This is a genomic window from Agromyces sp. CCNWLW213 (assembly GCF_037199545.1).
Lineage (GTDB): Bacteria > Actinomycetota > Actinomycetes > Actinomycetales > Microbacteriaceae > Agromyces.
In genome coordinates this window covers 113634-135226 of record NZ_JBBBDX010000006.1, presented here as the reverse complement: position 1 = coordinate 135226, position 21593 = coordinate 113634, and the positions used below count along the sequence as shown (strand labels likewise).

The 21593-nt window shown below is 72.7% G+C and carries 25 protein-coding genes; 13 read left to right on the top strand and 12 right to left on the bottom strand.

Annotated elements, in window-relative coordinates:
- Positions 1-20 precede the first annotated feature (20 nt).
- Positions 21-1364 carry an aspartate--tRNA(Asn) ligase gene (gene aspS / locus WBQ80_RS12805; protein ID WP_336572158.1) on the top strand — a complete coding sequence of 448 codons (1344 nt, stop codon included), beginning with the start codon at positions 21-23 and terminating at the stop codon, positions 1362-1364.
- A 74-nt stretch (positions 1365-1438) separates the two neighbouring features.
- A complete protein-coding gene (locus WBQ80_RS12800; RefSeq protein WP_336572204.1) occupies positions 1439-2353 on the top strand; it encodes a formylglycine-generating enzyme family protein in 915 nt (304 codons plus the stop codon).
- Positions 2354-2357: 4 nt separating this feature from the next.
- Here WBQ80_RS12800 and WBQ80_RS12795 read toward each other — a convergent pair whose 3' ends face one another.
- From WBQ80_RS12795 to WBQ80_RS12785, 3 genes are all read right to left on the bottom strand, one after another.
- On the bottom strand, positions 2358-3974 hold the full coding sequence (locus WBQ80_RS12795; protein WP_336572159.1) for an FAD-dependent oxidoreductase: 1617 nt from the start codon (positions 3972-3974) through the stop codon (positions 2358-2360).
- A 91-nt stretch (positions 3975-4065) separates the two neighbouring features.
- A complete protein-coding gene (locus WBQ80_RS12790; protein WP_336572160.1) occupies positions 4066-4341 on the bottom strand; it encodes a glutaredoxin family protein in 276 nt (91 codons plus the stop codon).
- A gap of 133 nt (positions 4342-4474) precedes the next feature.
- Entirely contained in the window at positions 4475-4573 is a 99-nt protein-coding gene (locus WBQ80_RS12785; protein ID WP_003792170.1) for a 30S ribosomal protein bS22, read from the bottom strand.
- A 138-nt stretch (positions 4574-4711) separates the two neighbouring features.
- Here WBQ80_RS12785 and WBQ80_RS12780 point away from each other — a divergent pair, with 138 nt between their 5' ends.
- Positions 4712-5221, top strand: a complete 510-nt coding sequence (locus WBQ80_RS12780) for a GNAT family N-acetyltransferase (RefSeq protein WP_336572161.1) — start codon at positions 4712-4714, stop codon at positions 5219-5221.
- Here WBQ80_RS12780 and WBQ80_RS12775 read toward each other — a convergent pair.
- Positions 5218-5658, bottom strand: coding sequence for an ArsR/SmtB family transcription factor (locus WBQ80_RS12775; protein ID WP_336572162.1), 441 nt, complete (start codon positions 5656-5658; stop codon positions 5218-5220). The genes WBQ80_RS12780 and WBQ80_RS12775 overlap by 4 nt on opposite strands.
- Positions 5659-5722: 64 nt before the next feature.
- Here WBQ80_RS12775 and WBQ80_RS12770 point away from each other — a divergent pair, with 64 nt between their 5' ends.
- Together WBQ80_RS12770 and WBQ80_RS12765 are read left to right on the top strand one after the other, a co-directional pair.
- On the top strand, positions 5723-7186 hold the full coding sequence (locus tag WBQ80_RS12770) for a TrkH family potassium uptake protein (protein WP_336572163.1): 1464 nt from the start codon (positions 5723-5725) through the stop codon (positions 7184-7186).
- Positions 7179-7847: a potassium channel family protein gene (locus tag WBQ80_RS12765; RefSeq protein ID WP_336572164.1), complete on the top strand. Its 669-nt coding sequence runs from the start codon at positions 7179-7181 to the stop codon at positions 7845-7847. Before WBQ80_RS12770 ends, WBQ80_RS12765 begins: the two co-directional genes overlap by 8 nt.
- A 22-nt stretch (positions 7848-7869) precedes the next feature.
- On the opposite strand, the gene WBQ80_RS12760 is transcribed toward WBQ80_RS12765, so the two are convergent.
- Complete coding sequence (locus WBQ80_RS12760) at positions 7870-8265, bottom strand: hypothetical protein (RefSeq protein WP_336572165.1); 396 nt, start codon at positions 8263-8265, stop codon at positions 7870-7872.
- Positions 8266-8365: 100 nt separating this feature from the next.
- Here WBQ80_RS12760 and WBQ80_RS12755 point away from each other — a divergent pair, with 100 nt between their 5' ends.
- From WBQ80_RS12755 to rlmC, 3 genes are read left to right on the top strand one after another with little or no spacing between them, the layout of a single operon-like run.
- On the top strand, positions 8366-9298 hold the full coding sequence (locus WBQ80_RS12755) for an ABC transporter ATP-binding protein (RefSeq protein ID WP_336572166.1): 933 nt from the start codon (positions 8366-8368) through the stop codon (positions 9296-9298).
- Positions 9295-10917 (top strand): ABC transporter permease, encoded by a 1623-nt coding sequence (locus WBQ80_RS12750; protein WP_336572167.1) that lies wholly within the window; start codon positions 9295-9297, stop codon positions 10915-10917. The genes WBQ80_RS12755 and WBQ80_RS12750 overlap by 4 nt, the downstream gene beginning before the upstream one ends.
- A gap of 28 nt (positions 10918-10945) precedes the next feature.
- Positions 10946-12076: a 23S rRNA (uracil(747)-C(5))-methyltransferase RlmC gene (gene rlmC, locus WBQ80_RS12745; RefSeq protein WP_336572168.1), complete on the top strand. Its 1131-nt coding sequence runs from the start codon at positions 10946-10948 to the stop codon at positions 12074-12076.
- 25 nt (positions 12077-12101) lie between these two features.
- On the opposite strand, the gene proC is transcribed toward rlmC, so the two are convergent.
- Positions 12102-12953 carry a pyrroline-5-carboxylate reductase gene (proC, locus tag WBQ80_RS12740; protein WP_336572169.1) on the bottom strand — a complete coding sequence of 284 codons (852 nt, stop codon included), beginning with the start codon at positions 12951-12953 and terminating at the stop codon, positions 12102-12104.
- A gap of 23 nt (positions 12954-12976) precedes the next feature.
- Here proC and WBQ80_RS12735 point away from each other — a divergent pair, with 23 nt between their 5' ends.
- Both WBQ80_RS12735 and WBQ80_RS12730 read left to right on the top strand, forming a co-directional pair.
- Positions 12977-13939 carry a cation diffusion facilitator family transporter gene (locus tag WBQ80_RS12735; RefSeq protein ID WP_336572170.1) on the top strand — a complete coding sequence of 321 codons (963 nt, stop codon included), beginning with the start codon at positions 12977-12979 and terminating at the stop codon, positions 13937-13939.
- Positions 13936-14769 (top strand): glutamine amidotransferase-related protein, encoded by an 834-nt coding sequence (locus WBQ80_RS12730; RefSeq protein WP_336572171.1) that lies wholly within the window; start codon positions 13936-13938, stop codon positions 14767-14769. Before WBQ80_RS12735 ends, WBQ80_RS12730 begins: the two co-directional genes overlap by 4 nt.
- Here WBQ80_RS12730 and tadA read toward each other — a convergent pair.
- Positions 14685-15164, bottom strand: a complete 480-nt coding sequence (tadA, locus tag WBQ80_RS12725; protein WP_336572172.1) for a tRNA adenosine(34) deaminase TadA — start codon at positions 15162-15164, stop codon at positions 14685-14687. The genes WBQ80_RS12730 and tadA overlap by 85 nt on opposite strands.
- 55 nt (positions 15165-15219) lie before the next feature.
- On the opposite strand from tadA, the gene upp reads away from it, so the two are divergent.
- The 3 genes from upp (at position 15220) to WBQ80_RS12710 (ending at position 17971) form a co-directional block, all read left to right on the top strand.
- Complete coding sequence (gene upp / locus WBQ80_RS12720; RefSeq protein WP_336572173.1) at positions 15220-15852, top strand: uracil phosphoribosyltransferase; 633 nt, start codon at positions 15220-15222, stop codon at positions 15850-15852.
- 524 nt (positions 15853-16376) lie between these two features.
- Positions 16377-17162 carry a winged helix-turn-helix domain-containing protein gene (locus tag WBQ80_RS12715; RefSeq protein WP_336572174.1) on the top strand — a complete coding sequence of 262 codons (786 nt, stop codon included), beginning with the start codon at positions 16377-16379 and terminating at the stop codon, positions 17160-17162.
- A 329-nt stretch (positions 17163-17491) separates the two neighbouring features.
- Positions 17492-17971, top strand: a complete 480-nt coding sequence (locus WBQ80_RS12710) for a MarR family winged helix-turn-helix transcriptional regulator (protein ID WP_336572175.1) — start codon at positions 17492-17494, stop codon at positions 17969-17971.
- Positions 17972-17984: 13 nt separating this feature from the next.
- On the opposite strand, the gene WBQ80_RS12705 is transcribed toward WBQ80_RS12710, so the two are convergent.
- From WBQ80_RS12705 to WBQ80_RS12685, 5 genes are all read right to left on the bottom strand, one after another.
- Positions 17985-18506: a GNAT family N-acetyltransferase gene (locus WBQ80_RS12705; protein WP_336572176.1), complete on the bottom strand. Its 522-nt coding sequence runs from the start codon at positions 18504-18506 to the stop codon at positions 17985-17987.
- A 24-nt stretch (positions 18507-18530) separates the two neighbouring features.
- Entirely contained in the window at positions 18531-18983 is a 453-nt protein-coding gene (locus tag WBQ80_RS12700) for a UDP binding domain-containing protein (RefSeq protein ID WP_336572177.1), read from the bottom strand.
- Between the two features lie 409 nt (positions 18984-19392).
- Positions 19393-19710, bottom strand: a complete 318-nt coding sequence (locus tag WBQ80_RS12695; protein ID WP_336572178.1) for a GNAT family N-acetyltransferase — start codon at positions 19708-19710, stop codon at positions 19393-19395.
- Complete coding sequence (locus WBQ80_RS12690; protein ID WP_336572179.1) at positions 19707-20159, bottom strand: Hsp20/alpha crystallin family protein; 453 nt, start codon at positions 20157-20159, stop codon at positions 19707-19709. The genes WBQ80_RS12695 and WBQ80_RS12690 overlap by 4 nt, the downstream gene beginning before the upstream one ends.
- Positions 20160-20243: 84 nt before the next feature.
- Complete coding sequence (locus WBQ80_RS12685) at positions 20244-21494, bottom strand: hypothetical protein (protein WP_336572180.1); 1251 nt, start codon at positions 21492-21494, stop codon at positions 20244-20246.
- Positions 21495-21593 lie beyond the last annotated feature (99 nt).

Below are 21593 nucleotides of genomic sequence, written 5' to 3'. Positions count from 1 at the left end.
GGCCGGTAGGATGGGCGCTCGTGAACACGCGCACCCTGGTCAAGCAGCTCGCCGCCCTCCCCGACGGGCCGGTCACCGTCGCCGGCTGGGTCGAGACCGTCCGCGACCAGAAGAAGGTGCAGTTCATCATCCTGCGCGACGAGTCCGGGGCGGTGCAGCTCGTGAACCCCGCGGTCCGCGAGCTCGATCCCGAGGGCGTCAGCGTCGGCGCGGCCGAGGCGCTCGCGCTGACCGAGCAGATCTCCGCGCTGGGCCACGGCACGTTCATCACGGTCACGGGTCACCTGAAGCACGACGAGCGCGTGAAGCTCGGCGGGCTCGAGGTCAAGATCGAGTCGCTCGACGTCGTGACCGAGGCGGAGGAGACGCCGATCGCGGCCGACTCCAGCCTCGACAAGCGGATGGACTGGCGCTTCCTCGACCTGCGCCACCCGAAGCAGAACCTCATCTTCCGCGTGCAGACCACGTTCCTGCACGCCCTCCGCACCTACTGGGTCGAGCGCGACTGGGTCGAGATCCAGACGCCGAAGCTCATGGCCTCGGCGTCCGAGTCGCGGGCCGAGCTGTTCGAGCTCGGGTACTTCGAGGGCAAGGCCTACCTCGCGCAGAGCCCGCAGTTCTTCAAGCAGATGGCGCAGCCCGCCGGCCTCGGCCGCGTGTTCGAGGTGGGCCCCGCGTTCCGCGCCGACCCGTCGTTCACGTCGCGCCACGCGACCGAGTTCACCTCGATCGACGCCGAGATGAGCTGGATCGACTCGCACGAGGACGTGATGCGGATGCACGAGGAGCTCCTCGTCGCCGGGTTCACCGCGGTGAAGGAGAAGCACGGCGCCGAGATCGAGGAGCTCTTCGGCGTCGAGGTGACCGTGCCGTCCACGCCGTTCCCGCGCATCCCGCTCGCCGAAGCCAGGCGCATCGTGGCCGAGCGCGGCTACGTCGTGCCGCGCGCCGACGCCGACATGGACCCCGAGGGCGAACGCCAGATCTCGCAGTACGTCAAGGAGGAGCTCGGGCACGAGTTCGTCTTCCTCACCGACTACGCTTCGAGCATCCGGCCGTTCTACCACATGCGCCACGAGGGCGACCCGTCGCTGACGAACTCGTACGACCTCATCTACAACGGCGTCGAGATCTCGACGGGCGCGCAGCGCGAGCACCGCATCGACGTGCTCGTCGAGCAGGCGAGGGAGAAGGGCCTCGAGCCCGAGGAACTCGAGTTCTACCTCGACTTCTTCCGCTACGGGGTGCCTCCCCACGGCGGCTTCGGCATGGGCCTCGCGCGCCTGCTGATGCTCATGCTGCACGAGCACTCCATCCGCGAGACGACGTACCTCTTCCGCGGCCCGACGCGCCTGCTGCCCTAGTCGCGGGCAGCGTACGGCGCACACTCGGCGGGCGCCGAGCGTAGGGTCGAGTCGTGGGCGCGACGACGACCCGGATGGTACGGCTCGAGGGCGGCGCCTTCCGCATGGGCTCGGCCGAGCAGCCCGAGGAGGGCCCCGTCCACGTGCGCGCCGTGGATCCGTTCGAGATCGACGTGCACCCGGTGACGAACGCGCAGTTCGCCCGATTCGCCGACGCGACCGGGTACGTCACCGTGGCCGAGCGCGAGCTGGACCCCGCCGACTTCCCCGGTGCCGAACCGGCCGACCTGGTCCCGGGCTCGCTCGTGTTCACCCCGACGCACGGCCCGGTCGACCTGCGCGACTGGCGGCAGTGGTGGCGGTGGGTCGAGGGCGCGAGCTGGCGGCATCCGTTCGGGCCGGGCTCGACCGTCGACGACCGGCAGGACCACCCGGTCGTGCACGTGGCCCTCGAGGATGCGCTGGCGTACGCGGCATGGGCGGGCAGGCGGCTCCCGACCGAGGCCGAGTTCGAGTTCGCGGCCCGCGGCGGGCTCGACGGCGCCCGCTTCGCGTGGGGCGAGGAGGAGCGGCCGGACGGCCGGCTCATGGTCAATCGGTGGCAGGGCGACTTCCCGTACCGCAACACCGGGGCGAGCGGATGGCGCGGCACCTCGCCCGTCGGCACGTTCCCCGCGAACGGATACGGCCTGCTCGACGTGACCGGCAACGTGTGGGAGTGGACGACGGACCACTGGATCCCGCGCCACGTCGTGCCGGGCGCCGAGCCGGGCGGCGGCGTCGAGCGCGGCCAGCGACACGACCTGCTGGCGGAGGCCGCCGCGGCGAGCGCGGAACCGGGCTCGCGGATCCCGCGCCGGGTCGTCAAGGGCGGCTCGCACCTCTGCTCGCCCGACTACTGCCTGCGCTACCGGCCGGCGGCCCGGTCGGCGCAGGCGGAGGACTCGTCGACCACGCACCTCGGCTTCCGATGCGCGCGGGACGCCTGAGGCCTCAGCCCGTCGCCGCCGCGCCGCCGATCGCCGCCGGCTCCGTCGCGCCGGCGTCGTGCTCGGCGGTCGCGGTCGACCGTGCGGCGCGCAGCACGACCTCGAGCGGCGCCGCCTCGGCGCGCGCGAGGTCGGCGATCGCCGGTCCCTCGATGCGGCGTCCGCGGTGGTCGAACCGCGAGGCGTGGAGCGGGCAGTCCCAGGTCGATTCGGCCGCGTTCCAGTTCAGCACTCCGCCGAGGTGCGGGCAGACGGCCGAGACCTCGCACGTGTCGCCGCCGACCGTCGAGATCCCCACGGGCCGGAGTCCGCGGCGCGCGATGCCGCCGGCGCCCTCGGGCGGCGTCGGCGCGATCTCTGCCTCGGGTGCGCGCAGCGCGCCGACCCAGCCGCGCACCGCGGCGACGCCCGTCCGGAGCCCCGCCATGGCACCCGTCGCGACGTCGGCCGGCGCGGTCAGCCGGGTGCCCATCCGGTGGGCCCAGTCGGGCCGTCGCGCCCCGAGGATCTCGTGGGTGATCCGGATCCCGGCCGCGACGCCGTTGGTGAGGCCCCACTTGCCGTACCCGGTGCCGAACCAGACGCGGCCGCGGCCGCGCGGCATCCGCCCGACGAACGGGACCGTGTTGAGCGAGTGGTAGTCCTGCGCGGCCCAGTGGTCGGGGTCGCCGGCGTCGGGCCACCACGCACGCGTCCAGTCGAGGAGCTCGTCGAGCAGCTCGGCCGTGTCGGCGCGTCCGGTGGGGTGATCGCCGCCGCCGACGATCAGCCGGGTGCGTCCGCCCCACTCGGCATAGCGGATGCTGCGCGAGGGGTCGTCGACGGAGAGGTACAGCCCGTCGGGCAGGCCGTTCCCGCCGCCGGACGATGCGTCCGCGAGCCCCGGGAGCTCGAAGGAGACGAGCATCGACCGGACCCCGACCGCCTTGGCCCAGTACAGGCCGCGGTCGAGGATCGGCGTGCCCGTCGCGATGACGACCGCGCCGCCGGTGAACACGCCCGCCGAGGTGCGCACGCGCACGGGGTCGCTCGCACGGACCCCCAGCACGCGGATGCCCGTGACGAGGTTCCCGCCCGACGCGACGAACAGGTCGGCGAGGCCCCGCATGAGCTCCGCCGGGTCGAGCGCGAGCTGACCGTCGAGCGCTGCGGCGCCCGCGAACGGGAACGGGATGTCGTCGGCCACGTCGCGCACGCGGCGCACCGGGAGCCCCGCCTCGAGGCCGGCGCGCACCTCGGCGTCCACGGCGTCGAGCCCGTCGACCGACTGGGCGTAGCTGTACGCGGTCGCCTCGCGCACGGGGACGCCCGCGCGTTCGCAGGCGCGCCGCAGCCAGTCCTGGCCGGCGCGGTTGCCCTGCACGTACGCCCGCACGAGGCTCGCCGCGTGGTGGCGCCGGATCGTGGACAGCCGGGTGCCCTGGAGCAGGCTCGCCTTGCCCGTGTTGCGGCCGCTCGCGAGCGCGCCCGGCACGTCCTGCTCGAGCACGACGACGCGGCGGCCGGCGTCGCGCAGCATGATCGCGGTCGAGAGCCCGGTGATGCCGGCGCCGACGACGATGACGTCGGCATGGTCGGGTACGCCGGGCAGGTCGGCGGCGAGCTCGTCGGTGGTCGTCATCCGGCAAGTCAACGCCACGCGGCCGCCACCGTCACCCCCTTGAGCGAACGGATGCCGCAGGCTAGCGCCGCGCGGCCGGCACGGCCGCGGATCAGCCGCGGGCGAGGAGCGCGGTCTTGAGCCGCACGGGATCGAGGCGCCAGTAGGCGTGCATCTCGCCGTCGATGAGCAGCACCGGGATCTCCTCGGCGTACCGCGCTCGCAACGACTCGTCGTCGATGATGCTGAGCTCGTCGAGCGTCGTGCGGGGTGCGCCGGGCGTCGCGGCGAGCTCCTCCCGGACGCACGCGACCACCTCGCGTGCGTCGTCGCACAGGTGGCATCCGGGCTTGCCGATGAGGGTGAGGCGGATGTCGGGGGCGCTCATGCGCTCAGGATACGTCCGCCGGCGAGGAGCACGGACGCCGAGCAGCACGGACGGAGGAGGCGCGCGCACCGCGACCGGGCAGCGAAAAGCGCCAGGCCGGGGCCTGGCGCTTCGTGCCGGTCGCCGGAGCGACCTACTTCTTGTTGCGACGCTGGTGGCGCGTCTTGCGAAGCAGCTTGCGGTGCTTCTTCTTCGCCATGCGCTTGCGACGCTTCTTGATGACGGAACCCACGAAAACCTCACAAAGATCCGAGTCGGCCGCGCGTGCCGCAGCCGAGGGCCGAAAGGCCTCGCGGTAGTCTAGCCCATTCGCCGGTGGGGTGCCGATTTCGAGGGTCGCCCGGGGTGCGGCATCCGCTACCGTCGAGGGATGCCACGACCCGAACTCGTGATCCGCACCACGCGCGAAGACGACTGGCCCGCAGTGCGCGCGCTCCGACTCGAGATGCTGCGCGACACTCCCCTCGCCTACGGCGACACGCTCGAGCGGTCGCTCGGGTACGACGAGGCGGAATGGCGCGTGCGCGCGCGCCGTGGCGAGGGACCGAACCAGACGGTCCTCGTCGCGATCGAGGGCGAGCGCTGGGTCGGCACGATGGGCTGCTACGTGCCCGACCAGGCGACCGGCCCGCTCCTCGTCGGCGTGTACGTCGCGCCCGACCGGCGCGGCGACGACCGGGGCGTCGCCCGGGCGCTGCTCGCCGAGATCGAGGACTGGGCCGCGCAGCGGTCGGACACGCTGCGGCTCGAGGTCCACGAGGACAACCCGCGTGCGCGCCGGTTCTACGAGAAGCTCGGGTTCGCGCTGACCGGTCACAGCCGGCCGTACGAGCTGGAGCCCGGCGGGCTGGAGCTCGAGATGGCCAAGCGCCTGCGCTAGCGGCGCTTCTTCGCCGCCACGACCGCGGTGACCTGGTGCGCGGTGTCGGCGAACGCCTTGCCGAGCGCCGACGCGAAGGCGCGCTGCTCGTGGTTGAGGTCGGCCTCGATCGCGGCGTCGACCCCGGCGAGCGCGGCCGCATCGGCCGCGGCATCCGTCGACACGAACGGGATCAGCCAGTCCTCGAGGCGCTCGAGCGGCCCGCGGTCGAGCCGGTAGTAGCGGTGCTGCCCCTCTTCGCGCACGAAGACCAGGCCGGACTCGCGGAGCACCTTGAGGTGCTTGGACACCGTCGGCTGGCTGACGCCCAGCGCGGTGACGATCTCGCCGACGCTGATCTCGCCGTGGGACTCGGGAACCGAGGTCTCGCGGTCGAGGAGCACCCCGAGGATGTCGCGCCGGGTGGGATCCGCCACCACGTCGAAGATGTCCGCCATGGGTCAAGGGTAGTCATTCGCGACGGGGAGTACCATGACACACGCGTCGAGCGGAGGAGGGCGGATGACCGCGCAGCCGGTGGGACGCCGTGGGCTCTCCCGTCGCTCGCCAGGAGGCCGCCGCCGCTCCTGGCTCGGCGGCGTCCGCGACGCGATCGACGCCCTCGTGCGCTCGTCCCCGGCCCGGTTCGCCATCCTGGTGTTCGCGAGCCTCGTGCTCATCACGACCCTGCTGCTGTCGATGCCGATCGCGCGCGCGGGCGAGACGAGCGCCACGCCGCTCGCCGACGCCTTCTTCACCGCCACCTCGACCATCTGCGTGACGGGGCTCACGACCGTCGACATGGCGACGTACTGGTCCCCGTTCGGCAACGCGGTGATCTTCATCGGCATGAACATCGGCGGCATGGGCGTGCTCACCATGGCCTCGATCCTCGGCCTGGTCATCTCGCGACGGCTGGGCCTGCGCGCCAAGCTGATCGCGGCGAGCGACACGAACGCGGCGCGCGCGCACGCCGGCCCCGTCTCCGAGAGCCAGGCGATCCGGCTCGGCGAGGTCGGCGGCCTGCTCGTGACCGTCGCCGTCAGCACCCTCGCCATCGAGGCGGTGATCATGCTCGGCATGATCCCGAGCGTGCTCGCCCAGGGCTACGACGTCGGCACGAGCGTCTGGTACTCCGCCTACTACTCGGTGAGCGCGTTCACCAACACCGGCTTCGCGCCGAACCCGCTCGGTCCGGTCGAGTTCTTCGACGACTACTGGTTCCAGTCGCTGCTCATGCTCGACGTGTTCCTCGGCAGCCTCGGCTTCCCCGTGATCTTCGCGCTGCTGCGCACGTGGCGCACCCCGCGCCGGTGGAGCGTGCACGTGAAGCTCACGCTCACGACGACCGCCATCCTCTGGGTCGCCGGCGCGCTCACCTTCCTCGTGCTCGAGTACGACAACCCGAAGACCTACGGCTCGTTCGGCTTCGGCAAGACCCTGTACGAGGCGTTCTTCATGTCCACGATGACGCGCTCCGGCGGGTTCGCGACGATCGACATGGCCGACCTCTACGGGTCCAGCCTGCTCGTGACCGACATGCTCATGTTCGTCGGCGGCGGCTCGGCCTCCACCGCGGGCGGCATCAAGGTGACGACGCTCGCCGTGCTGTTCCTGGCGGCGTACGCCGAGGCGAAGGGCGCTCCCGCGATGGAGGCGTTCGGCCGCCGCATCCCCCGCGACATGCTCCGCCTCGCGGTGAGCGTCGTGCTGTGGGGCGCGAGCATCGTCGCCGTGTCGACCGTGATCATCGTGCAGATCACGAAGGCGCCGCTCGACTTCGTGCTGTTCGACGTCATCTCGGCGTTCGCGACCTGCGGTCTCTCCACCGGACTGACCGGCGACCTTCCCACGGAGGGCAAGTACGTCATGGCCGTCACCATGTTCATGGGACGCGTGGGCACCGTCACGCTCGCGGCCGCCCTCGCGGCGCAGCAGAAGCACCAGCTGTTCAAACGACCGGAAGAGAGGCCCATCGTTGGTTGATCGCATCAAGCACGACGCCCCCGTGCTCGTCATCGGACTCGGCCGGTTCGGGGCGGCCACCGCCGGCCAGCTCGACCGCCTCGGTCGCGAGGTGCTCGCCGTCGACGACGACGAGGCCCTCGTGCAGAAGTGGGCCGAGCGCGTGACGCACGCGGTCGTGGCCGACGCCCGCTCGCTCGAGGCGCTGAAGCAGATCGGCGCGCAGGAGTTCTCGATCGCGGTGTGCGCGGTCGGCTCGTCGATCGAGGCATCCGTGCTCATCACGGCGAACCTCGTCGACCTGAAGATCCCGCAGATCTGGGCGAAGGCGATCTCGACGTCGCACGGCAAGATCCTCGAGCGCATCGGCGCGAGCCACGTCATCTACCCCGAGCGGGAGGCGGGCGAGCGCACCGCGCACCTGGTGTCGGGCCGCATGCTCGACTTCATCGAGTTCGACGACGACTTCGCGCTCGTGAAGATGTATCCGCCGAAGCCGATCCGGGGCAAGAACCTCACCGAGTCGGGCGTCCGGTCGCGGCACAACGTGACGGTCGTCGGCGTGAAGAGCCCGGGCAAGCCGTTCACCTACGCGACCGAGAAGACCGTGGTGTCCAACCACGACCTCATCATCGTGTCGGGCACCGAGGGCGACATCGAGCGGTTCGCCGCGCTCGAGTGACGGATGCCGCACGGCGCGCGCGTCACTCCATGAGGCCGGCGACGGTCGACACGATCGTCGCCACGAGGCCGATCGAGAGCAGGATGGCGGCGAGTCCGCCGAGCAGGCGCGGGATCGGCGAGTCCGCCTCGAAGCGGAGCCGGTCGGGCGTGCGTCGGCGGTAGTACGCCCGCTGCGACTCGCCGGGCTCGACGTGCTCGCGCTCCTCCTCGTCGAGCGGCCGCTCGTGGAACTCGCCGCCGGCGAACCAGCGCACGCACCGCCCCGCGGGCCCGTCGGCGACGACCGCCTCGGTGGGCTCCCACGTGCCGTCGACGACGCGCGCGAACGCGAACGCGAGCAGGCACAGGGCGCCGCCGACGAACGTGATCCACGCGACCACCTCACCGACGAGCGCGATCACGACGAGCACACCCATGCGCTGAGCGTACCTTCGCGGCGAGGCGACGGATGACGCGGCGCGGGCTCCGGGCCTCCGGCCCTACCGGTGCACCCGCCCCGGGCGTACCATCCGCGCCATGACCACGGTGATCAGCACGCGCGCCCTCGAGAAGCGGTTCGGGCGGACGGTCGCGCTCGACGGGCTCGACCTCGAGGTCGGCGCCGGCGAGATCCACGGGTTCCTCGGACCGAACGGCGCCGGCAAGTCCACGACGATCCGCATCCTGCTCGGCCTGGCGCGGCCCACGGGAGGCGAGGCCCGCCTGTTCGGCGAGGACCCGTGGCGGAGGGCGGCCGAGCTGCATCGCCGCGTCGCGTACGTGCCCGGCGACGTGAGCCTGTGGCCCAACCTGACCGGCGGCGAGTCCATCGACCTGCTGGCCCGCCTGCGGGGCGGCACCGCCGACCGGCGGGCGTACGACGCGCGCAAGGCGCGCCTCCTCGAGGTGTTCCAGCTCGATCCGCGCAAGAAGGGGCGGGCGTACTCGAAGGGCAACCGGCAGAAGGTCGCCCTCGTCGCGGCCCTCGCCACGCCCGCCGAGCTGTACATCCTCGACGAGCCGACGAGCGGCCTCGACCCGCTCATGGAGCAGGTGTTCAACCGCGAGATCAGGCGCGCCTCATCCGAGGGGGCGACGGTGCTGCTCTCGAGCCACATCCTCTCGGAGGTCGAGGCGCTGTGCGATCGCGTGTCGATCATCCGCGCGGGACGACGCGTCGAGTCGGGCACGCTGCCCGAGCTGCGGCACCTCACTCGCTCCTCTGTCGGGTTCGCGCACCGTCCCGAGCAGGACGCCGAGCTGGCCGCGATCGCCGGCGTGCACGACCTCGTCGTCGACGACGGCCGGGTCCGGTTCACCGTCGACAGCGACCGGATCGCGCTCGTTCTGCCCGAGCTCGGACGGCTCGGGGTGCAGGGGCTGACCGTCGCACCGCCGTCGCTCGAGGAGCTCTTCCTGCGGCACTACGGGGACGACGTGTCGACGGCCCGCGAGGAGGCCCACCGGTGAACCGGCTGGCGGTGCTGCTCGCGCACCGGGTCCGGCGCGACCGGGTGCAGCTCGCGCTGTGGATCGTGGGCACGGCCGCGCTCGCGCTCATGGCGACGACGGCGGTCGCCGACACGTTCGGCGATCGCGCGGAGCGCGAGTCGATCCTCCGGCTGACGATCCTCGCGCCGGCGATCCTCGTGTTCCGCGGGACCCCGAACGGCGCGGGCGAGGGCGAGTTCGCGACCTTCCTCATCCTCGCGTTCCTCGCGCTGCTCGCGGGCCTCATGAGCACGTTCCTCGCCGTCCGGCACACGCGCGGCGACGAGGAGCAGGGGCGGGCGGAACTCGTCGAGGCGACGCCCGCGGGCCGGACCCTGCCGACGGCCGCGACCGTCGTGCACGGCGTGCTCGCGAACGCCGTGCTGGGCGTCGCCGTGGCGCTCGCGTTCGGCCTGAGCGGGCTGCCGGCCGAGGGCTCGGCGGTCGCCGGCGCCGCCGTCGCGGCGACCGGCGTCGCCTTCTTCGGGGTCGGCCTCGTCGCCGCGCAGGTGTTCCGCACGTCGCGCGGGGCGAACGGGTTCTCGGTCGCGGTGGTCCTCGCGGCCTATCTCCTCCGCGGCCTCGGCGACGCGATGGGCGAGTCGTCGGAGGACGGCCTGACTCGCACCGCCGCCTGGCCCAGCCGGCTCTCGCCGATCGGCTGGGCGCAGCGGGCGGAGCCGTTCGCGGCGAACGACCTCGCCCCGCTGCTGCTCTCCGCAGGGGTGGCGGCCGCGCTCGTCGCGCTGGTGTTCGCGTTCCAGTCGGCGCGCGACAGCGGCGCCAGCATCCTGCCCGACGCGCAGGGCCGGGCCGCGGCCGGGCCGCTGCTCGGCAGCTCGCTCGGGCTCGCCTGGCGCCTGAACGCCGGGGCCGTCCTGGCGTGGGCGGTCGGCGCCGCGGTGTTCGGCGTGCTGGCGACGACGCTCTCGCCGCTCGTCGACGAGATCGGATCGGACGCGCCGGCGATCGTGGAGACGCTGCGCCGGATCGCGGGCGAGACCGCCTCCTTCGAGGAGGCGTTCGTGACGACCTTCTTCACGATGGTGGGCATCCTCGCCGCGGCCGCCGGTCTGCAGGCCGTGATGCGCGCGCGACTCGAGGAGGCGCACGGCACCGCCGAACCCGTGCTCGCGACGCCGGTCTCGCGGGAAGGGTGGCTCGCCGGATACGCGGTCGTGGCAGCGATCGCCGTCGTGGCGGTGGTCGGCCTGGCCGGCGCCGGCGCGGTCTTGGGCGCGGCGAGCGCGGACGACCCGGGGGCGACCGCCGAGCTCGCGCTGCGGGCGGCGCTCGCGCAGCTGCCCGCCGCGCTCGTCTACCTCGGCGCCGTCCTCGTCCTCCTCGTGGTCGCGCCGCGGCTGACGATCCCCGTCGGGTGGGCGCTGCTCGCGCTCGGGGCGTTCTTCGGCGTCTTCGGCGAACTCCTCGGCATCCCCGACTGGATGCACGAGCTGTCGCCGTTCTCGCACGTGCCGGTGCCCGTCGGCGGCGAGGTCGACTGGACCGGGGGGTCGTGGATGCTCGCCATCGCGGCGGGGCTCGTCGCGGCATCCGTCGTGGGGATGCGCCGCCGCGAGCTCGTGACGGAGGGTTGACCGCCCGCCCGCCGCGTACCCTTGACGGGTGCAGTGCCCGTACTTCGACGCGGGGCGATGCCGGTCGTGCTCGCTCATGGGGCAGCCGTACCCCGGGCAGCTCGCCGGCAAGCAGCGGCATGCCGAGCAGCTCCTCGCGCCGTTCGACGTGCCGGCGTGGCTGCCGCCCGTGGCATCCGGCGAGCGCGACTACCGCAACAAGGCGAAGATGGTCGTCGGCGGCACCGTCGATGCGCCGACCATCGGCATCCTCGACGCCGACGGCCACGGCGTCGACCTGCAGGCGTGCGGCATCTGCTCCCCCGGCCATCGGGCCGCGTTCCCGGTGCTCGCGCGCTTCATCACGCTCGCCCGCCTGACCCCCTACGACGTGGCCTCGCGCCGCGGCGAGCTCAAGCACGTCATCGTGACCGAGTCGCCCGACGGCGAGCTCATGGTCCGCTTCGTGCTGCGGTCGACCGAGCCGCTCGGCCGCATGCGCAAGCACCTGCCGACCCTGCTCGCCGAGCTGCCCCACGCGCGCGTCGTCACGGCCAACCTGCTGCCCGAGCACAAGGCCGTGCTCGAGGGTTCCGACGAGGTCGTCCTGACCGAGGCCGACACCCTGCCGATGCGGCTCAACGACGTGACGATGCACCTGCGTCCGCAGAGCTTCTTCCAGACGAACACCGCGATCGCCGAGGCGCTCTACGCCGAGGCCCGGGACTGGATCCGCGGCCTCGCCCCCGAGGACGCGTGGGACCTCTACTCGGGCGTCGGCGGGTTCGCGCTGCACCTCGCCGACGGCGGCACCGAGGTCACGGGCATCGAGACGAGCGTCGAGGCCGTCGCGAGCGCCGAGCTGAGCCGAACGGATGCCGCGCTCTCGCGCGTCCGCTTCGCCGCGGGCGACGCCACCGCGTACGCCCTGGCCGCGGCCTCCGCTCCCGACCTCGTGGTCGTCAACCCGCCGCGCCGCGGCATCGGCGCCGAGCTCGCCGGGTGGCTCGAGCGGTCGGATGCCGCGCACGTGCTCTACTCGAGCTGCAACGTCGCCTCGCTCGCGAAGGACCTCGCCGCGATGCCGTCGCTGCGGCCGGTGAGGGCGCGCGTGTTCGACATGTTCCCGCAGACGACGCACTTCGAGGTCATGGTGCTGCTCGAGCGCCGGGCGGCGTAGGTCTCAGGCCCGGGCGGCGTACGCCTCAGGCGCCCGCGGCGAGCTCTCGCGCACGCGCGAGGGCCGCGTCGGTCGCGCGGCCGAAGAGCCCCCCGAGGTCGGCCTCCTGCAGCACGGCGATCGCGCGCTCGGTCGTGCCCTTCGGGCTCGTGACCCGTCGCCGCAGTTCGGCGGGCTCGTCGCCGGATGCCGCGAGCAGCTCGCTCGCGCCTCGGAACGTGCCCTGCACCATGGTCGCCGCCTGCTCGGGCGTGAACCCCTTGGCGACGGCCGCCCTCGTGAGCTCCTCGATGAGCAGGAACACGTACGCCGGACCCGAGCCGGAGATCGTCGAGAGCGCGTCCAGCTGCGACTCGGGGACCACGAGCACCTCGCCGACCGTCTCGAAGAGCGACACGACGAGGGCGAGGTCGTCCTCGGTCGACCGCGTGCCCGCGGAGACCCCCGTGACGGCCCGGCCGACGACGGCGGGCGTGTTCGGCATCGTCCGGACCACGGAGACGTGCGACGGCAGGTGCGCCTCGAACGTGGCGACGGTCACGCCAGCGGCGACGCTGACCACGATCGCGCCGGGTTCGAGCGCGTCGGCGATCTCATCGAGCAGGTCGGGCACCATGGCGGGCTTCACGGCGACCACCACGAGCTTCGCCCCCTCCACGGCACGGCGGTTCGCCGCGGGGTCCGTCTCGGTCGCGGAGGCGGTGACCCGCGGCTCGTCGGCGAGCTCGGCCGCGCGCGCCTCGCTGCGATTCGTGGCGCGGATGCCGCCGGCCACCGCGACGTGCGGCTGCAGGAGCCCGGCGAGGATCGCCCGGGCCATCGACCCGGCACCGAGGAACGCGATCGCGGGCAGGTCAACGGGCTGGCGGGAGGTCATGGGTGCCATCCTAGGATTGGCGCATGAGCGCATCAGGCGGACACAAGGCGATCCTCGCGGCGTTCCTCGCGAACACCGGCATCGCGGTCACCAAGTTCATCGCGTGGCTCGTCTCGGGCTCGGCGTCGATGCTCGCGGAGGCGGTGCACTCGGTCGCCGACGCGGGCAACCAGCTGCTGCTCTTCGTGGGCGGACGGAAGGCCAGGCGCGAGGCCGATCGCGAGCATCCGTTCGGCTACGGCCGCGAGCGCTACGTGTACGCGTTCGTCGTCGCGATCATCCTGTTCTCGCTCGGCGGACTGTTCTCGATCTACGAGGGCGTCGACAAGCTGCGGCACCCGCACGAGCTCGAGAACGCGTGGGTGCCCCTCACCGTGCTCGCCATCGCGATCGTGCTCGAGTCGTTCTCGCTGCGCACGGCGGTCGTGGAGTCGAACAAGGTCCGCGGCACGCAGACGTGGGTGCAGTTCGTGCGGCGCGCGAAGGCCCCCGAGCTGCCGGTGGTCCTCCTCGAAGACATCGCGGCGCTGCTCGGCCTGGTCTTCGCGCTCTTCGGGGTGGGCCTCACGGTCATCACCGGCAACACCGTGTTCGACGCGATCGGCACGCTGATGATCGGCACGCTGCTCATCATCGTCGCGATCATCCTCGGCATGGAGACCAAGAGCCTGCTCGTCGGCGAAGGGGCGAACGAGGCCGACCTCGGACGCATCGAGAAGGCGATCATGGCCGGCCCCGAGGCCGAGCGGATCATCCACATGAAGACCCTCTACCTCGGTCCCGACGAGCTGCTCGTCGCGGGGAAGATCGGCTTCCACGGCGACCAGAGCCTGCAGGAGGTGTCGACCGCGGTGAACGTCATGGAGCAGCGCATCCGCGAGGCCGTGCCGGAAGCCCGGGTGATCTACCTCGAGCCCGACATCTACGTCGACCCCGACCTGCAGGCGCCGCCCACCGACGCGATCGTGATCAAGGGACTCGAATGACGGATGCCGCGGGCCGCCCCGTCGCGCTCGTGCTGCGCCACGACACGGCGATCGGCCTCGGCAACCTCGGTCCCGTGCTCGAGGAGCGCGGGTACGGGATCGCGACGGTCGACGCGGCGCACGAGGACGTCGCCGCCGTCGACCCGCTCGCTCCCGACCTGCTCGTGGTGCTCGGCGGCGACGAGGCGGCGTACGAGACCGACCGGTACCCGTACATCGGGCACGAGATCGAGCTGCTCCGGCAGCGGGTTGCCGCCGAGGCCCCGGTGTTCGGCGTGTGCCTCGGCGCGCAGATGCTCGCCGAGGCGATGGGGAGCCGCGCCTACCGGGGACCGCGCAAGGAGGTCGGCTGGCTGCGCGTCGAGCTGACCGAGGCGGGCGCGTCGTCGGCGGTGCGCCACGCGCGCGGCATCCGCTTCGTGCAATGGCACGGCGACACGTTCGACCTGCCGGAGGGCGTCGAGCTGCTGGCGTCGTCCCCCGAGTACGCGAACCAGGCGTTCCGGCGGGGCGACTGGCTGCTCGCCGTGCAGTTCCACCCCGAGGTCACCCGCGCGATCCACGAGGACTGGCTCGCGGCGTGGGGCCACGAGCTGCCCGAGTACGGACTCGACGTCGAGCGGATGCGCCAGCTGCAGGCCGAGTGCGGGCCGGCGGCCGAGGCGGCGTCGCGGACGATCCTCGGCGAGTTCCTCGACGGACTCGACGCCGCGCCCTCGCTGCGCACCGCCGGTCGAGGGGCGGCTCAGTCGCGCACGGGCCGGCGTGCGGGGTCGGTGAAGAAGTCGACGAGCAGCCGCGAGGCCGCCTCGGCCTCCACACCCGCGTAGACCTCGACCCGGTGGTTGAGCCGCCGGTCGCGGAGCACGTCGTAGAGCGAGCCGGCCGCACCGGCCTTCTCGTCCCAGGCGCCGAACACCACGATCGGGATGCGCGCGGCGACGATCGCGCCCGCGCACATGACGCACGGCTCGAGGGTCACGACCAGCGTGCAGTCCGTGAGGTGCCGGTCGCCGGTGACGCGCGCCGCCTCGCGGATCGCGAGCAGCTCGGCGTGCGCGGTCGGGTCGTGATGGAGCTCCCGCTCGTTCCGGCCCCGCGCGACCACCTCGCCGTCGCGGACGACGACGGCGCCCACCGGGACGTCGTCCGTGGCGAGGGCGGCGGACGCCTCGGCGAGCGCGAGCCGCATCCACTCGGCGTGCTCGGGCCGGTGCTGCGGCATCCTCCACCCGCCCCCTTCTCGCCCGCGGGGAAGCCCCGCATCTAGACTCGAGCCTATGCGAGTCCACGTTGCCGACCACCCGCTCATCACCCACAAGCTGACGGTGCTCCGCGACGTGAACACCAGCTCCCCGGTCTTCCGTTCGCTCGTCGAGGAGCTGATGACGCTGCTCGCGTACGAGGGCACGCGAGAGGTGAAGGTCGAGCCGATCGACATCGTCACGCCCGTCGCGCCGACGACGGGCGTCCGCATCGCCGACCCGAAGCCGCTCATCGTGCCGATCCTCCGAGCGGGCCTCGGCATGCTCGAGGGCATGGTGAAGCTCCTGCCGTCGGCCGAGGTGGGCTTCCTCGGGATGGCGCGCAACGAGGAGACGCTCGAGCCGACGACCTATGCCGAGCGGCTGCCCGACGACCTGTCGGGCCGGCAGTGCTTCGTCCTCGACCCCATGCTGGCGACGGGCGGGTCGCTCATCGCGGCGATCGAGTTCCTCCTCCAGCGCGGGGCGACGGATGTCACGGCCATCTGCATCCTCGCGGCGCCCGAGGGGCTCGCGGCGGTCGAGAGGGCGCTCCACGGCAAGGGCGTGTCGATCGTGCTCGGCGCGGTCGACGAGCGACTCAACGAGCACGGCTACATCGTCCCGGGCCTCGGCGACGCCGGCGACCGCCTGTACGGCACCGTCTGAGTCGGCCCGCGTCGTCGCCCCGCGGGCGATCGGTGATACGCGACCTCGCATCGCAGGATCTTCATCACCGGACACGCCGACGCGCACTGGATTTTCCAAGATTCGATGAATCCGTGCCACGTCGAAGGATCTTTCGACGCGGCCTGGCGGAGTGGAGGACCCCCACCGCGCCGACGCGGCAGCGCGCACCGCGTGCGACGTCGCGAGGCGTCATCCGTCGTCACTGTTTGACACATCCTCGCCGGGCGGGTTGACTTCCCCCCATGACCGACACCGCACGCCCCCTGATCGCCCTCGAGGCTCAGAGGATTCCCGGCACGATGATGCCGTCGCGTGCGCTCATGTGTTGTCGAATGTGCCGCTGACCAGCGAACCCCTCGCCGAGTCACGCGACTGATCCCATCCCGATCGGCGCGGCTCCGTCGAACCCGATGCGCTTCCGGGTTCTCCAGGCCCATCTCGCGGCCATCGCTCCAGGCCCCTCGACCGGGGTCCACGACGCACCTTCAGCACAAGGATCCGCCATGTCTCTCACGCTCACCCGTCCCGCCCGTCCCACTCACCCGGCCCTGCGCACCGCGCACCCCGCGGCCTTCGTGTCGCAGCCGGCCCGTCCCGTCGCCGCACCCGCCGCGGCGCCGGCCGCGCCGGCCGCGCCCGCCGCCGAGCGGCCCGCGCCGCGCGTCCGGGCCGTGCCCGAGGGCACCGAGGCCCGCGGCTTCGTGCTCTACGTCGGCATCGACGAGTCGAAGGCCGAGGCGGACGGCACGAGCCTCCACCGCATCGTGGAGGCGCTCCGGAGGCTGACCGCCGAGCTCGCCCCGTCGGCCGAGACCTACGCCGCCGTCGCGCTGGCCCCCGAGGGCGCCGGCGGTCGCGACGTCGACGTCGTGCGCCTCGCGCTCCAGGATCCGGCTGCCCTCGCGAAGCAGCGCGAGGAACAGGGCGACGGCCTCCGCGCCGACGCGGACCGTCACCCCGACGGCGTCATCATCGACATCTCGCGCAAGCGCGTGCTCCTCGACGGCGAGCCCGCGGGCCTCACCTACAAGGAGTTCGAGCTCCTGCAGTACCTCGTGCTCCGCGAGGGCCGGACGATCGACCGCCACGAGCTCATCGACGGCCTCTGGTCCGACGAGGACGAGGTGCCGAACGAGCGCACCATCGACGTGCACGTGCGTCGCCTCCGCGCGAAGCTCGGCCACTACCAGGACATCGTGCGGACGGTGCGCGGCGTGGGGTACCGATTCGACCGGCACGCCGACGTCTCCATCCGGCAGGCGTCGACGCCGAGCCCGGACGTGTTCTAGCCCGCCCCGCATCCGGAGGCCGTCCCGCATCCGGGGCACAGGGGACTAGCGCCCGTTACCGATCCGTTATATATTCGTCGTGCGCCGGTTGTTTGCTGTGGCGGCCGACGCGGAATGTGATTGCAGGACACTCTTGGTGCAAGGGCGAGGGCCGGTCGTCAGCCTCTACGACCGGCCCTCAACCGTCTCTCCGGGCGTCCTCCCCCAGAACGGGTGACGTGGCAGCCGCGGTCCCCGCAGGGCCTCCCCCGCTTCCCTATCCTTGACTGACCGGCGGCACGTCGCCTCGACGACGACGCGGCCGGCACGACCCGAGGAAGGAGCACGGCGTGGCGGATCGCGCGATGGCGGTGGCGGCATGGGAGGCGCTGTTCCGAGCGCAGGTGCAGGTGATGCGCGGCCTCGCCGCCGAGTTCCCCACCGACGTGATGTCGTTCAACGAGTACGACGTGCTGCTGTACCTGTCGCGCGCGCCGGGCCGTTCGCTCCGGCTCAAGGAACTCAACCGGCACGTGCTGATCTCGCAGCCGAGCGTGAGCCGGCTGATCGACCGGCTGGCCACCCGCGGGCTCGTCGAGAAGTCCGACGACCCGCACGACGGCCGTGGGACCCTCGTGCGACTCACGCCGTACGGGTTCGAGCAGTTCCGGCGGGCCGCCATCCTGCACATGCAGTCGATCACCGAACGCGTGGGCACTGCCCTCGACGAGGAGGACCTGCGCGAGCTCACGGCGCTCTGCGACCGGCTCCGGGTGGCCCAGGAGGAGCGGGCGGCGCGGGCCCGCTCGAACACGCCGACGGTGGAGTGAGCGCCCGTTCGCGTCAGCCTCGATCCGCCGGAGCGGCGTCCGACCCGAGCGAGGTCCAGCGGTCCCGGCTGAGCCGGTACCGGCCGAACCCGATGCCGTCGTAGACCGCCTCGCCGTCCGGCACGAAGCCCCACCGGGCGAGCACGGCAGCAGGCCTGCGACTGTGCGGCAGCGAGACGAGGACCGCATCGAGCCCGAGCTCGTGGAACCCCGCGTCGATGGCCCGTCGCGCGATGTCCGCGCCCCGACCCCAGAATCGGGGGTGGAGCACGAGGCCCAGGTCGGCGCCGTCCGGCTCGGCCTGGAAGCCGCCCCAGCCGGCGAACTCGCCGTCGAGCAGGATCGCCCAGGGCCCGTAGCCGTTCGTGGCCCACTGGGCGTCCTTCGCGGCGACCCACTCCACCGCCGCATCGCGCGTGAAGGGCTCGCCGACCAGGGGCATGTGCCGCGCGTTCCGCGGCTCGTTCAGCAGCGCCGCCACCTCGTCCGTCGGGATCTCGGTGAGCCGGACGAACGAGACGGCGGGATCGCTCATGGCGGCAGCGTACCGCCGACCGCCTCAGGCGACTGCGAGGCGCCTGTCGCCGACCGGCGCGCCGTCGCCGACGTGTCGACCGAGCGCGCGGAAGTCCCATCCCGTCGCGCGGTACGCATCGGCGTCGAGGGCGTGCCGGCCGTCGACGATGCGACGCGACGCGACGAGACGGCCGAGCTCCTCCGGATCCGCGCGACGGAACTCGTCCCATTCGGTCAGCAACGCGACGACGTCGGCGCCGTCCACGGCCTCCGCCAGCGAGTCCGCGTAGTCGAGATCGGGGTACGCCCGGTGCGCGTTCCCGTTCGCCTCCGGGTCGTAGACGCGGACCTCTGCGCCCTCGAGGTGGAGCATGCGCGCGACCTCGAGCGCGGGAGCGTCGCGGACGTCGTCGGAATCCGGCTTGAACGCCGCCCCCAGCGCCGCAACCCGCGTGCCCCGGAGATCGCCCCCGGCGAGCTCGCGGATCAGGTCCAAACGGGAATGCGGCGGTGGACCGGGGGCGCGGCCTCGGTCCTTTCCCACGGTGATCGGCAATTCCGCGTCGTCGGCGATCGGCTTGCCGCCGGGCGGGGCTCTCCGGAAACCCGTTCCGATGGCCGGATCCGGGGCGGTGGTCCGCAGGAAATGACGGTGGGGCGGGAACCCTACCTCCCGCCCCACCGCGGCCTCGAAGAGGCCCTCCCCGCCGAGCGACCCGAACTGAGCTCGGCGAGCTGGATCCCGAGCGACCTCTGCTGGGACATCCGGTCGCAGGTGGCGTCTTTCGACGACTGCCGGGCTCGGGGACCCGGCTCGGGTGTTGAGGAATCGTATCCTCCCGGCCGCACCAGGCACACCGCCCCAGAGCGGGGGTCACGCGCTCAGGGGGCAGGGCGGAGCCGGATCAGGCCTCGCGCGGGGTGTCCTCGGGCCAGTCGACCGACGCCTCGTATCCGTCGTGCCGGCGCAGGTAGGCCGCGATGAACGGGCAACGCGGGACGATGCGCTCGCCGCGCGACACGGCGTCGTCGAGGACGTGACGCGCGAGCATGCTGCCGAGTCCCTGGCCCTCGCGGCCGGGGAGCACGACCGTGTGCGTGAACACGATCCTGTTCCCCGGCCGGGTGCGGAACGCCGCGAAGGCGACGAGCTCGCCGTCGATCTCCATCTCGTACCGGCTGGACTCGTCGTCGCGGCGGAACCGCACCTCGGCGTCGGTCACGACTCGACCGGCTGGATGACCTCGCCGCCGGAGGCGACGGAGCGTGCGGAGTCGGCCGACTCGACGACGACCTTGCGCGGCTTGGCCCTCTCGCTCACGGGGATCGTGACGCTGAGCACGCCGTTGGCGTAGTTCGCCGAGATGCGCTCGGTGTCGACGCCCTGGCCGAGGCTCAGCTGGCGCAGGAACGAGGCGGCCTCGCGCTCACGCGTGATCCACTTGACGTCGTCGCCGGAGGGCAGCGTGCGCTCGGCGCGGATCGTCAGGAGCTGGCCGTCGACGTCGATGTCGACCGAGCCCGGGTCGATGCCCGGGAGATCGGCGGTCAGCACGTAGTGGTCGCCGTCGCGGTACAGGTCCATCGGCATGCGACGCGGCCCGCGGCGGGTCGTGTCGAAGATGGCCGACGCGAGTCGGTCGAGGTCGCGGAACGTGTCGTTGGTGGCCATGATCGGTTCTCCTTTCGTTCTCGGCGAAGTTGAGTCGGGTCGACTCAGGCTCTGCCTCGATGATACGAATTGAGTCGGTTGGACTCAAGTTCTCATCGGCGTCAACCGCGCGAAGGTCCGGCCCATTCCCGGCGACGCGACGGCGTATTCGGCATCGACGAGCGCCCCGTCGGGCACGGGCGCCCGGGCGGCGCCCGCCACCAGGACACCCGGTCGACCGGCACCCGGCCGGCCGCCACCCGCCGCGAGGAGATCGCCGACCGGGACGGCACCCGTCGCCGACCCGAGCTCCTCGAACTCGTGGATGACGACCGGATGGGTCGTGACGACGAGCGTGATCAGCCAGACGAACACCAGCGCGAACGCGACGATCTCGAACACGGTGAGCGACACGAGTCCCAGCCGGTCGTGGATCACGAACGCGGACACCTCGAGGCCGAGCGCGACATGGGAGGTCCGCACCAGGATCCGCGGCGTCCGCCGGACGAGCACGGGCGTGAGCGCGGCCAGGAGGGCGAACGCCGCCCCCGCCGCGCACGCGAAGACGTTGTGCAGCACCTCGTCGGTGTCGATGGGCACGAGCCCCACCCCGGCGAGCGAGACGCCGATCACCGCGATGAGGACGCGCACCGTCGGCACCGCACCCCGTCGGGCGTCGTACGCGCGACGCTCGATGCCGCTCGCCAGGCGACCCGACATCGCCGCCATCGCCCCGCCGGAGAGGATCAGCCCGAGGTTGAAGCACGCCGCCGCCAGGTCGTTCGAGGTGCCGAGGGTGCTGAAGTTCAGCGCCCACCACGCCCCCGTCGACGTCATGCTCATGCTCGCCAGGCAGCCCGCGGCCAGCAGCATGGCCACGACGTTGAACGAGCGGTACGCCGACTGGCGATGCGCGCGACGATGCACCGCGCCGGTGACGGCGCCGAGCCCTCCGGCGATCAGGGCCGCCGCGACCACCGACCCACCCGGGAGCGACGTGAAGGCGTCGCCCGCCGCGCCCACCCCGAGCGCCGCGATGGCCGCCCACGCCGACGCGTTCGCCGCGGCCCGGCGGTCGCTGCTCATGCGCGGTCCCCGCCCGCGGGCGGACGTCGGACGGTGGTCGGCGCCGGCGACGAGCAGCGCTCCGAGGAGCACCGTGGCGACGGCGACCGCGACGAGCAGGCAGGCGGCGGCCGCCACCGCGTCGACGGCCCCGACGGTGCGACCGGACCATCGCAGCAGCAACTGCGCGACGGCGATGGCCACCGCCGCGGCGATCGCCGTCATCGCCGTGAGCAGCGCCGCGCGGCGGATGATCGGCGCCCGGCCGGTCGTGGTGCTGGTACCCCTCATAGTCGACCCCGATCGCGGAAGACAAGCCGGTTCGAGGGTAACCGGACAATCCGAGCGCACGACACCGGGTTGCGGGCGGGCCTGGCCGGACGGGGTCCG

Coding starts and splice junctions, on each gene's coding strand:
- WBQ80_RS12705 (WP_336572176.1), bottom strand. CDS start 18,506: ATGAGCGATCCCGCCGTCTCGTTCGTCCGGCTCACCGAGATCCCGACG.
- WBQ80_RS12735 (WP_336572170.1), top strand. CDS start 12,977: ATGAGCGCATCAGGCGGACACAAGGCGATCCTCGCGGCGTTCCTCGCG.
- WBQ80_RS12780 (WP_336572161.1), top strand. CDS start 4,712: ATGCCACGACCCGAACTCGTGATCCGCACCACGCGCGAAGACGACTGG.
- WBQ80_RS12715 (WP_336572174.1), top strand. CDS start 16,377: ATGTCTCTCACGCTCACCCGTCCCGCCCGTCCCACTCACCCGGCCCTG.
- upp (WP_336572173.1), top strand. CDS start 15,220: ATGCGAGTCCACGTTGCCGACCACCCGCTCATCACCCACAAGCTGACG.
- WBQ80_RS12730 (WP_336572171.1), top strand. CDS start 13,936: ATGACGGATGCCGCGGGCCGCCCCGTCGCGCTCGTGCTGCGCCACGAC.
- proC (WP_336572169.1), bottom strand. CDS start 12,953: ATGACCTCCCGCCAGCCCGTTGACCTGCCCGCGATCGCGTTCCTCGGT.
- WBQ80_RS12790 (WP_336572160.1), bottom strand. CDS start 4,341: ATGAGCGCCCCCGACATCCGCCTCACCCTCATCGGCAAGCCCGGATGC.
- WBQ80_RS12685 (WP_336572180.1), bottom strand. CDS start 21,494: ATGAGGGGTACCAGCACCACGACCGGCCGGGCGCCGATCATCCGCCGC.
- WBQ80_RS12690 (WP_336572179.1), bottom strand. CDS start 20,159: ATGGCCACCAACGACACGTTCCGCGACCTCGACCGACTCGCGTCGGCC.
- WBQ80_RS12755 (WP_336572166.1), top strand. CDS start 8,366: ATGACCACGGTGATCAGCACGCGCGCCCTCGAGAAGCGGTTCGGGCGG.
- tadA (WP_336572172.1), bottom strand. CDS start 15,164: ATGCCGCAGCACCGGCCCGAGCACGCCGAGTGGATGCGGCTCGCGCTC.
- WBQ80_RS12775 (WP_336572162.1), bottom strand. CDS start 5,658: ATGGCGGACATCTTCGACGTGGTGGCGGATCCCACCCGGCGCGACATC.
- WBQ80_RS12800 (WP_336572204.1), top strand. CDS start 1,439: ATGGTACGGCTCGAGGGCGGCGCCTTCCGCATGGGCTCGGCCGAGCAG.
- WBQ80_RS12770 (WP_336572163.1), top strand. CDS start 5,723: ATGACCGCGCAGCCGGTGGGACGCCGTGGGCTCTCCCGTCGCTCGCCA.
- WBQ80_RS12795 (WP_336572159.1), bottom strand. CDS start 3,974: ATGACGACCACCGACGAGCTCGCCGCCGACCTGCCCGGCGTACCCGAC.
- WBQ80_RS12760 (WP_336572165.1), bottom strand. CDS start 8,265: ATGGGTGTGCTCGTCGTGATCGCGCTCGTCGGTGAGGTGGTCGCGTGG.